The sequence below is a fragment of the Bradyrhizobium sp. SHOUNA76 genome, from assembly GCF_023006445.1.
Lineage (GTDB): Bacteria > Pseudomonadota > Alphaproteobacteria > Rhizobiales > Xanthobacteraceae > Bradyrhizobium.
Genome location: NZ_JALBHA010000180.1, coordinates 1 through 11,024 on the forward strand (window position 1 = coordinate 1; position 11,024 = coordinate 11,024).

Below are 11,024 nucleotides of genomic sequence, written 5' to 3' on the forward strand. Positions count from 1 at the left end.
GCTCGGCGACGAGATCGGCGCGATTCTCGGCGCGCGCATGGTGGCGACGCTGATCGGCGAGCGGCCCGGTCTGTCTGCGCCCGACAGTCTCGGCGCCTATCTGACTTTCGCGCCGAAGCCCGGCCGCACCGATGCCGAGCGAAATTGTGTGTCCAACATCCACCACGCTGGGCTCAGCTATGACGAGGCCGCCTTCAAGATCGCCTGGCTGGTCCGCGAGGGGCTGGCGCGGCAGGTCAGCGGCGTGGCGCTGAAGGACGAGAGCGCGGACCGCGCGCCGCGTCGAATTGGCACATTCCCGCCCGGATGACCGGCATCGAGGGGCCCAGATCGCCGCTTCTTGATCGATTTTGGCCACACTTCGCCTGCTTGCGAAAAGACCGGTTGACCTGCTAAACCCCCCACGGCGATTTTCCGCGCATTTTCAAAGGGCAAGCCTTCCCATTGGTATGGCGTTTTCAAGCCGTTCGCGGGGCGCGACAAGCTCTCAAGACCGAGTCGATTTAGGAACTGGATAAGGCATGCTCGAAAAGCACAGCGAGAATGAGGTTCATGTCGACAAGGTCGAGCAGGGACCTACGTCCTCGATCGCCTTCGGGCTGGAGCGTCTGGGGCTGATCGCAGTCCGGGCGCCGATCGTTTCCTGCATCGTCCTGCTCGTCTTGATCGTGGGCGCCGTGTTCGGCATCCACCGGATCAAGATCGACGATTCGCTGTCGCAGCTGTTTCGCTCCGACAGCCGCGAATTCCACCAATATGAAGAGGTGACGAAGAAGTTCCCGGCCGAGGAATTCGACGTCCTCGTCGTGGTCGAAGGCAAGAGCCTCCTGGCGCGGAATAATCTCGAGAAGCTGCGCGACTTCGTCACCGACATGCAGCTGGTCGAAGGCACGCGCGGACTGGTCTCGCTTTTTTCCGCGCGCCAGGCGCCGGCGCCGGGCAAGCTGCCGGCGGCACTGTTCCCGGCCGAGCTGCCCCAGGGCGCCGACTACGACAAGTTCATCGAGACCGTCAAAAACAACGAGATCATCCGCGGCAAGCTGCTGTCGGAAGACGGCACGCTGGCGCTGATCGTGCTGTCGCTCGATCCGGAGGTGGTCGCCTCCAGCAAGCTGACCAAGACCGTCGCCGACATCCGCGCGCTGATGAAGGAGGATCTCAGCGAGACCGGGCTCAACGTGCAGCTTTCCGGCGTGCCCGTGATGCAGCTCGAGATCCGGAACGCGGTCGAGCGCGACGGGCTGACCTACAACATCCTCGGCATCCTTGCCGGCTGCGTCATCGCCATCATCTTCTTCCGCAAGATCTCGTTCATGGTCGCCGCGGCGTTCCCGCCGATGATCGCGATCCTGCTGGCGCTCGGCGCGCTCGGCTGGGCCAATTTCAATCTCAACATGTTCCTGAACGTGATGACGCCGCTCATCATGGTCATCAGTTTCTCGGACTCGATGCAGCTCACCTTCGCCGCGCGCGACCGGCTGATCGCGGGCCAGGACAAGTTCACCGCGTTCAAGAACGCCGTGCTGGTGGTGGGACCGGCCTGCGTGCTGACGCACGGCACCGCCGGCATTTCCTTCATCGCGCTCCAGTTCTCCAACTCCGACCTGATCCGCAAGTTCGGCGAGGCGGGCCTCGCCGCCACCATCATCGCGCTGGTCGCGGTGCTGTCGCTGGTGCCGGTGTTCGGCGTGCTGCTCGTGCGCAACGAGAAGACGTTCGCGGTCAAGTTCCAGAGCGCGGATGCCGGCGTCCAGGCGCTGCGCAATTTCTGCTATTGGATCGCGGTGCGCATGGTGGGCCGGCCCGGCCTGTTCAGCCTGATCGCGGTGCTGTTCGTCGGCGGCCTCGGCGTCATCTACGCCAATCTGGAGCCGCGCTACCGGCTCGCCGACCAGGTGCCGGACAAGCGTCAGGCAGTCGCCGCCAGCGATCGGCTGGATGCCAAGCTCACCGGCGCCAATCCGGTCAACGTGCTGATCCAGTTCCCGAAGGGTGAATCGCTCTATTCGCCGGAGACGCTCCAGACCATCGCGGACGTGCATGCGACCGTGGAGAAGGCGGCCGGTGTCGGCAATGTCTGGTCGGTCGAGACCCTGCGCCGCTGGCTTGCGGAAAAGGCCGGCAGCGCCGACGTCGCGACGCTGAAGGAATATGTCAGCGTCATCCCCGAGCATCTGGTGCGGCGCTTCATCGACGCCGAGCAGGACGCAGTCGTGGTGGCTGGCCGCGTGCCGGACAAGGATTCAAGCCAGCTTCTGCCGATCGTCGACAAGCTCGATTCCGAACTCGACGCCGTCCGCAAGAAGCATCCCGGCTATGAGGTCGCGGTAACCGGTCTTGCCGCGATAGCCGCGCGCAACTCGGCCAGCATGATCGAGAAGCTGAACCGCGGGCTCACCGTCGAATTCGCGCTGGTCGCGATCTTCATCGGCCTTGCCTTCCGCTCCTGGGTCGTGATGCTCGCCTGCATCCTGCCGGGCATCTTCCCCGTCGTGATGTCGGGAACGGTGCTGTGGGCGATGGGCGAGGGCCTTCAATTCGCCAGCGTCGTCGCGCTCACCGTCTCGTTCGGGTTGGGCTTGAGCGCCACCATCCACTTCCTCAATCGCCTCAGGCTCGAGAGCAGGCCGGGCGTCGGCTCCGCGCTCGCGGTGGAGCGGGCGACCGTGCTGGTCGGACCGGCGCTGATTCTGACCACGGTGGTGCTGGCCTGCGGCCTCGTCGTCACCGTGTTCTCCGACCTGCCGTCGCTGCGGCTGTTCGGGTGGCTCAGTGCCTTCTCGATGGTGATGGCGCTGGTCGCTGACCTCTTCATCCTCAGGCCGACGGCGATGTGGCTGATCAACCTGCATGCCAAGCTGCAGGGAACCGACAAGCCGGCGATCTAGTCGCCATCGCGCTCGCACGTGGAGCGTCCTTCGGGTTCTCAAGCGCAACAGACGCGCTTGGGACCGATCTTTTTCACGGCTGACGAACCTTTGCTGCGCGACCTTGTTCAACCAAGGGCTGCGAGATTGTCGTTTGGGATGTCGCTGATCAGCGGACAGGCGGCGAGCGACGGCATTGTGAAACGCCTTGGGTGACAGCCGCAGCTCCAGGACGGCTGCATGCGCGTCAAGCCGGAGCATCAGTTTGCGTCAAACCCTGCCGGTGATCGCATCGACTCGCGGGATCCTGTCTCTTCCGGTTTAGCTCCAATCACCGGGGACTGTCTTCGCCGCTGCTCGCGTTGGTCCTCAAGAAGGAACCATTCAGCGATCTTCTGATCGGGGCCAATGCCGCGATGACGCCAATTGGGCTGTTGACCTCGGCGCTCTGCGTGCCGCGGTTTGCACAGCGCGTCGGTGGCAATAGGGCCGCCGTCGGTTTTGCGCTGATCGCAGCCGCAGCGCTTGTCCTGATGGCGATCTCCGCTCACGCGTCGATCCGGACGATCCCGTACGGATTGAACTTGAAATCGCTCTCGGCGTAGTCCTGCTCCCGCGACAGCGTGAGCTTTCGGTCGCGCAGCGTGGCCTCGATGCCGTGCTCGGCCATGGCGTCAGCGATCTCGTCCATCAGTTTGACCGCGTCCCGATCGCTGCCGCGCGATGTCGCGACATAAACCTCCGGCAAGCCGACGAGGTGATAGCCGACGGACTCGTAATAGCGATCGCCGGCGAGCGGGCGCTTGGCGAACGCGAGACGACACGCCTTCGTGACGGCGGGGGTCATCCTCAGGCCCTGGCTGGTCTTCGAGCCCTTGCGCGCCTGATCGGCGAGACTGCGCCACCGCGCGACGCCATGGGCGACGCCGGCGCTTTCGCCTTTCGCCGCAATGGCGCCTGCGTCGAACATCTCGTCCACGATCAGCAAGGCGGCGGCCGCATAGGCGGCCGACTTCTGCTGATCGATCGGCGGGCTTTGCACGTAGAGGACCGATTTGTGGCTGGCCACGGCGGCTTCGTCGGATGCGGACCAAGCTTTCGGGAAGACGCGGTCCCAGCACACGCCGAACGACCGTTCCATGCGCGGATCGGGCTTGGCTTGCGAATAGGTGCGGTCGATCTCGAAGTTGAAATCGGCGATGGTCTTGGCCATCGCTTTCGAGGGTTGCAGCAGTTTATCGTCCCTGCCGAGAAAGCAGAGCACGTGACGCGGCTTCACGGGTGAAGGCTGCATGGTCGCTCCCTGCCGATCATTGGCGAAGGCGCGGGTGGCTATGAGGAGCCCGGCGGCCTTGAGCAGATGTCTGCGTATTGGGTCCATCTCGGCAAGTCCGTCTTGGTGAGTTCGTGCCAGCAAAAAGCCCCCGGCTCGCGAGAACTGGGGGCCGTATTTCTCTTGGCCGAGAAGAGAGGATCAGCTCTTCGTCATGGTGATGTTGACGCCGCGGATCTCGCCCTTGGAGCTGATCTGCACCGTCTGCTTGGTGCCGTTGGTGCGCAGCGAGAGGTTGGCGGCAAAACCGTTGGCCTCGACGAACACGTCGATCTGGCCGCCGCCGGCGGTGCCCTGGAGGTTGCCGAAGATGTTGCGGCTGGACTCGCTCCAATTGCCGGAGATGCGCTCGCCCTGGCTCGTCACGTCGCTGGTGAGGTCGAACTTGTAGCTGTCGGAGGCGCAGTGCAGAGCCTGCTTCAGGTTGAGGCCGCTGCCGGCGACCTTGTAGTCGGCCTTGCAGCGAATGCGCTCGGTGGAGCCGTCGGACAGCGACACCGTGCCGGTGCCGGTCCACGCGCCGTCGAAGCCGGCAAACGGGCCGGACGACTGAGCGTGGCTTGTCGAAACCGAAAAGAGCAGCGCCGCTCCGATGCCCGCCGCCTTGATTGCCAGTCCAGATCGCCCAAAGAATGTCATCTCAAATATCCCGTTTTGGAACAACGCCCGCCTACCCTTGAGAACGTCTCGCCACATCGAAAGTTTAGTGCTCCGAGCCAGTGTCAGGTTCAAAGCCGAGCCGCCAGAGATGGCGGTTCACGACGCCTCGCGCCAGGCTCGGGCTCGCCGATTTGTCCTGTTTCCGCATGTTTCTGGCGGGAAAAGCGGGGCGGAGAGATGCAGCCCTGCAACAGGTATGCAGTAAAACGCAGCGTCCCTGAATTATGACGTAGTATCAATCTCTTACATTTGCCAATGAGAGTTCAGGGAAGACCTGATTTGGTGGGTGCGGCGCCAATTTGGCCGCATTTGCCAGTGCTTGTGCCTTCTCTGAGGCCGCACCTCCCGCGGCGACTTGCCATCAGAACAATCCGCTCCGGTCATCCGCCCTGTGCAGTCCGGGTCCGGTGCGATTCTGCCGTCAGAATGAAGGAATACAATGCGTAAGCTTCTCGTCGCTCTCACCCTGCTGTCGGCATCTGTTTCGACGGCGGCGTTCGCCCAGCAAGGGCGTGGCACGGACGCCGAGCAGAAGGCCTGCACGCGCGACGTGCAGAAGTTCTGCCGTCCGGTCATCGACCAGGGCGATTTCACCATCCTGGCCTGCCTCAAGGAGAACCGGGCCAAGATCTCGCAGGCCTGCGACCAGGTCCTGAAGACCCACAACCAGTAAGCTCGGCCACTGGCCCAGAACAGGCGGCCCCAGGGCCGCCTTTTCGGGTGCGATCCGCAACGGGCAGCCATCGACAGACAGGATTGGTTTTGCGGCCGTATTCCCCTATATGGGGGCACCGCGGCGGATCGCCGGCATGAGCCCGCGAGCGAAGAAGCCCTTTCTATCCAAACGATTGTAAACCAGCCCTCGATGACCTCTGCGAGCGAATTGCGATCCGGCAAGGGTGACCGCGACGAGAATTTTCCCGTCGCGTCCTGGATCATTCATCCGCGTCATCGCGCCCTGATCCTGGCGTACTACAATTTCGTCCGCACCGCCGACGATATCGCCGACCACGCGACGCTGCCGCCCGACCAGAAGCTCGCTTATCTCGACCTGCTCGAGGCGGAGCTGCTCGGCAACGGCGACACCCAGGCCGAAGCCGTGACTCTGCGCCGCGCGCTCGCCGAACGCGGCATGGCGCCGCGCCATGCGCTCGACGTGCTGGTCGCGTTCCGCATGGACGTGACCAAGCTGCGTTACGAGAATTGGGACGAGGTCATTCACTATTGCCGCTATTCGGCGATGCCGGTCGGCCGTTTCATGCTCGACGTCCACGGCGAGAGCACCTCGACCTGGGCCGCATCGGATGCGCTCTGCGCGGGCCTCCAGATCAACAACCATTTGCAGGATTGCGGCAAGGATTTCCGCGAGCTCAACCGCGTCTATCTGCCGCGCGATGCGCTGGCAGCTCACGGCGCCTCCGTCGAGCAGCTCGGGCTGTCGCAGTCGCCGCCGGCGATGCTGGCCTGCCTGCAGGCGCTCGCCGTCCGCAACGAAGCGTTGCTCGACGAGGGCAGGTCGCTGAGCGCCGAGATCCGGGATTTCCGCCTCGGCGTCGACGTCTCGGTGATCCAGGCCTACGCCGACCGCATCGTGCGCCTCTTGAAGGTGCGCGATCCCCTGCGCGAGCGCGTGCACCTGAACAAGTTCGAGCTGCTCACTTTCAGCCTCGCCGGAATGATCGGCGAAGTCGGCCGTCGCGCGATCGGACGCAAGGCCATTTCCAGACCGGGGACTGCACATGACGCTTGAGGCGACCTCGCCCGGCGCCAATTATGGCTCGACCGCATCCGGCAGCTCGTTCTATGCCGCGATGCGTATCCTGCCGCATGACCAGCGCGAAGCGATGTTCCAGATCTACAGCTTCTGCCGCCAGGTCGACGACATCGCCGATTCCGACGGTCCGCGCGAGGAGCGGCTCGCCGCGCTTCAGGAATGGCGCAACGACATCGACGCACTCTATCAGGGACACCCGCCGCCGCGGCTGAAGGACTACGTCGCCTCGGTGAAGACCTTCGGCCTGAAGCGCGAGGATTTCCTGGCGATCGTCGACGGCATGGAGATGGACGTGCCGCAGGACATCCGCGCGCCCGACATGGCGACGCTGGACCTCTATTGCGATCGCGTCGCCAGCGCCGTGGGACGGCTGTCGGTGCGGGTATTTGGCCTGCCGGGTGAAGACGGGATCCAGCTCGCCTATCATTTGGGCCGCGCGCTTCAGCTCACCAACATCCTGCGCGACATCGACGAGGATGCCGGCCTCGGCCGGCTCTATCTGCCGCGCGAGGCGCTGCTGCATGCCGGCATCACCTCCGACGATCCGAACCGCGTGGTCGCCGAGCGCGCGCTGCCGAAGGTCTGCCTGCCGCTGACGCAGCGTGCGAAGATGCATTTCGAGAAGTCGGACGAGATCATGAACCGCAACAAGCGCCGCGCGGTGCGCGCGCCGCGGATCATGTCGAAATACTATCATTCGATTCTGGATCTGCTGATCGCCCGCGGTTTCAATGCGCCGCGCCAGCCGGTGCGTGTGTCAAAGGTCACACGTATCCTGATCCTGCTCCGCTACGCTTTCATCTGATGCAAAACACAGCTCACATCATCGGTGCTGGAATTTCCGGCCTTTCCGCCGCCGTTCGGCTCGCCAATGCCGGCTTCAAGGTCGCCGTGCACGAGGCGACGCAGCAGATCGGCGGCCGTTGCCGCTCCTATTTCGACGGCGCCACCAATCTCACCATCGACAACGGCAATCATCTGCTGCTGTCGGGCAACAGCCACGCGCGTGCCTATGCGCGCGCGATCGGCACCGAGGCTGGGCTGGTCGGTCCTGAAAGCGCGCAGTTTCCCTTCGTCGACCTCAAGACCGGGCAGCGCTGGCAGATCGATCTCGGCACCGGCCGGCTGCCGACCTGGGTGCTCGACGAGAGCCGCCGCGTGCCCGACACCGGGCTGATCGATTATCTGAAGCTGGCGCCGCTGATCTGGGCGTCGGAAGAGACATTGGTCGGCAAGGCCATTCCTACCGAAGGCGTGCTCTATCAGCGCCTGGTGCAGCCGCTCCTGCTCGCCGCGCTCAACGTCGATCCACCCGAGGGCTCGGCCGGGCTTGCCGGTGCGATCGTGCGCGAGACGCTGCTTGCTGGCGGGCAGGCCTGCCGTCCCCTGATCGCGCGCGACGGCCTCAGCGCCGTGCTGATCGAGCCGGCGGTGAAGTTTTTGCAGGAACGTGGCCACACCGTTCAGCTCGGCCATGAGCTGCGCTCGTTTGCGACCAGCGACGGCAAGGCCAGTGCACTGAATTTCGGCGGCGAGGACGTGATCGAGCTCAGCAAGGGCGATGTCGTCGTGATGGCGGTGCCGCCGCGCGCTGCAGCGGGCCTGTTGCCGGGGCTGAAGACGCCGACCGAATTCCGCGCCATCGTGAATGCGCATTTCCGCATCGCCCCGCCGCCGGGTTCGGCGCCGATCCTCGGCGTGATCGGCGGCGTCGTGGAGTGGCTGTTTGCGTTCCCGAACCGGCTTTCCGTCACCATCAGCAATAGCGACCGTCTGGTCGACATGCCGCGCGAGGAACTCGCGCAGGCGATCTGGAACGACGTCTGCAAGGCCGGCGGTGTCTCCGGCGAGCTGCCTCCGTGGCAGATCGTGCGTGAGCGCCGTGCCACATTTGCGGCAACACCGGCCCAGAATGCCCTGCGTCCGGGGCCGGTCACTGCGCTGAAAAACCTGTTTCTCGCCGGTGATTGGACTGCTACGGGATTGCCTGCAACCATCGAGGGATCGGTGCGGTCAGGCGATCGCGCCGCCGATCTGGTTTTGGCCGCCAAAGGATCCTGAAGAGCGGCCCTGACGGGCAATGTCCCGGTCAAGTTCAATCGACTATCGGAGCAATCGAGCGTGATGGATTCCGTGAACGCGACCAGCCGCGAAACCTTGGATTCAAGCACCCTGGAATCGAGCATTGCGTCGGCGACGCAAGGCGTCCTCGGCTTCCAGCAATCCGACGGCCATTGGGTGTTCGAGCTCGAAGCCGACTGCACGATCCCGGCCGAATACGTCCTGCTGCGCCATTTTCTCGCCGAGCCGGTCGACACCGTGCTCGAGGCCAAGATCGGCAACTATCTGCGCCGCGTTCAGGGCGCTCACGGCGGCTGGCCGCTGGTGCATGACGGCGAGTTCGACATGAGCGCCAGCGTGAAGGCGTACTTCGCGCTGAAGATGATCGGTGATTCCGTCGACGCCCCGCACATGGTGCGTGCGCGCGAGGCGATCCATGCCCGCGGTGGCGCCATCAACAGCAACGTCTTCACGCGCTTCCTGCTTGCGATGTACGGCGTGGTGACCTGGCGCGCGGTGCCGGTGTTGCCGATCGAGATCGTGCTGCTGCCGTTCTGGTCGCCGTTCCACCTCAACAAGATCTCCTATTGGGCGCGCACCACCATGGTGCCGTTGATGGTGCTAGCAGCGCTGAAGCCGCGCGCGAAGAATCCGCTGGGCGTCGGCATCGACGAGCTGTTCCTGCAGGATCCGCGCTCGATCGGCATGACCGCGAAGGCACCGCACCAGAGCATGGCCTGGTTCGTGCTGTTCCGCGCGCTCGACGGCATCTTGCGCGTGGTCGAGCCGATGTTTCCCAAGAGCCTGCGCAAGCGCGCCATCGATGCGGCGCTCGCCTTCACCGAGGAGCGGCTCAACGGCGAGGACGGCATGGGCGCGATCTATCCGCCGATGGCCAACATCGTCATGATGTACGACGCGCTCGGCAAGGACGAGACCTTCCCGCCGCGTGCGATCACCCGCCGCGGCATCGACAAGCTGCTCGTCATCAACGGCGACGAGGCCTATTGCCAGCCCTGCGTCTCGCCGGTCTGGGACACGACGCTGACCGCCCACGCATTGCTGGAAGCCGGCGGCGACAAGGCGGTGCCGGCGGCCAAGCAGGGCCTCGACTGGCTGATCCCGCGGCAAGAGCTCGAGGTGAAGGGCGACTGGGCGGTGAAGCGGCCTGACGTGCGTCCGGGCGGCTGGGCCTTCCAGTACAACAACGCGCATTACCCCGACCTCGACGACACCGCCGTGGTGGTGATGTCGATGGACCGCATGCGCCGGGAGCACGGCGCCACCGGCTACGATGCCGCGATCGCCCGCGCCCGGGAGTGGATCGAGGGGATGCAGAGCGACGACGGCGGCTGGGCCGCCTTCGACGTCAACAATCTCGAATATTACCTGAACAACATCCCGTTCTCCGACCACGGCGCGCTGCTCGATCCGCCGACCGAGGACGTCACCGCACGCTGCATCTCCATGCTGGCCCAGCTCGGCGAGACCGAGAAGACCAGCAAGCACGTGGCTGACGGGGTCGCCTACCTCCGGAAGACCCAGCACCCGGAGGGGTCCTGGTATGGGCGCTGGGGCATGAACTTCATCTATGGAACCTGGTCGGTGCTCTGCGCCGTGAACATGGCCGGCATCCGTCATGACGATCCCATGATTCGGAAGGCCGCCGACTGGCTGGCCTCGATCCAGAACGAGGACGGCGGCTGGGGCGAGGACGCCGTCAGCTACCGCCTTGACTACCGGGGATGGGAGGCTGCCCCCTCGACCGCCTCGCAAACGGCATGGGCCTTGCTTGCTCTCATGGCGGCAGGCGAGGTTGATCACCCGGCCGTCGCCCGGGGGGTGGAGTACCTGATTGCAACACAGAACGAAAAAGGACTGTGGGACGAGCAGCGGTACACCGCCACGGGCTTCCCCCGCGTGTTCTATCTACGGTATCATGGTTACCCGAAGTTCTTTCCGCTGTGGGCGCTGGCGCGGTATCGGAACTTGCGGAACACCAACAGCAGGGTGGTAGGGGTCGGAATGTGACTTTGGGGACGGGGGACTATTTTACCGTGGGTAATACCATCGACCCGCGGCCGATATTGATCGTGACTGGATTGGTTCAGGAGGCCCGAATCGCGGCCGGGCCCGGGATGGCGGTCATCTGTTCATCCAGCAGCCCGACCCAGTTGCGGGCGCTTCTGACGGTGGTGGACCCTGATACGATTCGCGGCGTGATCTCCTTCGGCGTGGCTGGCGGGCTCGACCCGACGCTGCGCTCCGGCGACGTCGTGCTGGCGACCGAAGTGCTGTCCGGCGACACCCGCTGGGCCGCGGGGCTCTC

Annotated in this window: 9 protein-coding genes and 1 pseudogene; 8 read left to right on the plus strand and 2 right to left on the minus strand. The window is 64.6% G+C overall.

What is annotated here, in order from left to right; all coding sequences use genetic code 11:
- Together MOV74_RS19345 and MOV74_RS19350 are read left to right on the plus strand one after the other, a co-directional pair.
- On the plus strand, positions 1-310 hold a 310-nt coding region (locus MOV74_RS19345; protein ID WP_246925690.1), incomplete at its 5' end, for an ethanolamine ammonia-lyase light chain EutC.
- Between the two features lie 211 nt (positions 311-521).
- On the plus strand, positions 522-2,888 hold the full coding sequence (locus tag MOV74_RS19350) for an RND family transporter (protein WP_246925693.1): 2,367 nt from the start codon (positions 522-524) through the stop codon (positions 2,886-2,888).
- Between the two features lie 526 nt (positions 2,889-3,414).
- Here MOV74_RS19350 and MOV74_RS19355 read toward each other — a convergent pair.
- Positions 3,415-4,248, minus strand: coding sequence for a hypothetical protein (locus MOV74_RS19355; RefSeq protein ID WP_246925696.1), 834 nt, complete (start codon positions 4,246-4,248; stop codon positions 3,415-3,417).
- Positions 4,249-4,341: 93 nt separating this feature from the next.
- Positions 4,342-4,839 (minus strand): hypothetical protein, encoded by a 498-nt coding sequence (locus MOV74_RS19360; RefSeq protein ID WP_212081252.1) that lies wholly within the window; start codon positions 4,837-4,839, stop codon positions 4,342-4,344.
- Between the two features lie 460 nt (positions 4,840-5,299).
- Here MOV74_RS19360 and MOV74_RS19365 point away from each other — a divergent pair, with 460 nt between their 5' ends.
- The 6 genes and pseudogenes from MOV74_RS19365 to MOV74_RS19390 form a co-directional block, all read left to right on the plus strand.
- Entirely contained in the window at positions 5,300-5,533 is a 234-nt protein-coding gene (locus MOV74_RS19365) for a hypothetical protein (protein ID WP_018315694.1), read from the plus strand.
- Between the two features lie 192 nt (positions 5,534-5,725).
- Positions 5,726-6,610: a squalene synthase HpnC gene (gene hpnC / locus MOV74_RS19370; protein ID WP_246925698.1), complete on the plus strand. Its 885-nt coding sequence runs from the start codon at positions 5,726-5,728 to the stop codon at positions 6,608-6,610.
- Complete coding sequence (hpnD, locus tag MOV74_RS19375; protein ID WP_246925701.1) at positions 6,600-7,439, plus strand: presqualene diphosphate synthase HpnD; 840 nt, start codon at positions 6,600-6,602, stop codon at positions 7,437-7,439. Before hpnC ends, hpnD begins: the two co-directional genes overlap by 11 nt.
- Positions 7,439-8,695, plus strand: coding sequence for a hydroxysqualene dehydroxylase HpnE (gene hpnE / locus MOV74_RS19380; RefSeq protein ID WP_246925706.1), 1,257 nt, complete (start codon positions 7,439-7,441; stop codon positions 8,693-8,695). Before hpnD ends, hpnE begins: the two co-directional genes overlap by 1 nt.
- A gap of 63 nt (positions 8,696-8,758) precedes the next feature.
- Complete coding sequence (shc, locus tag MOV74_RS19385) at positions 8,759-10,726, plus strand: squalene--hopene cyclase (protein ID WP_246925708.1); 1,968 nt, start codon at positions 8,759-8,761, stop codon at positions 10,724-10,726.
- Positions 10,660-11,024: pseudogene (locus MOV74_RS19390) on the plus strand (nucleoside phosphorylase); the annotation flags it as partial. The gene shc and the pseudogene MOV74_RS19390, both read left to right, overlap by 67 nt.

Coding starts and splice junctions, on each gene's coding strand:
- MOV74_RS19350 (WP_246925693.1), top strand. CDS start 522: ATGCTCGAAAAGCACAGCGAGAATGAGGTTCATGTCGACAAGGTCGAG.
- MOV74_RS19355 (WP_246925696.1), bottom strand. CDS start 4,248: ATGGACCCAATACGCAGACATCTGCTCAAGGCCGCCGGGCTCCTCATA.
- MOV74_RS19360 (WP_212081252.1), bottom strand. CDS start 4,839: ATGACATTCTTTGGGCGATCTGGACTGGCAATCAAGGCGGCGGGCATC.
- MOV74_RS19365 (WP_018315694.1), top strand. CDS start 5,300: ATGCGTAAGCTTCTCGTCGCTCTCACCCTGCTGTCGGCATCTGTTTCG.
- hpnC (WP_246925698.1), top strand. CDS start 5,726: ATGACCTCTGCGAGCGAATTGCGATCCGGCAAGGGTGACCGCGACGAG.
- hpnD (WP_246925701.1), top strand. CDS start 6,600: ATGACGCTTGAGGCGACCTCGCCCGGCGCCAATTATGGCTCGACCGCA.
- hpnE (WP_246925706.1), top strand. CDS start 7,439: ATGCAAAACACAGCTCACATCATCGGTGCTGGAATTTCCGGCCTTTCC.
- shc (WP_246925708.1), top strand. CDS start 8,759: ATGGATTCCGTGAACGCGACCAGCCGCGAAACCTTGGATTCAAGCACC.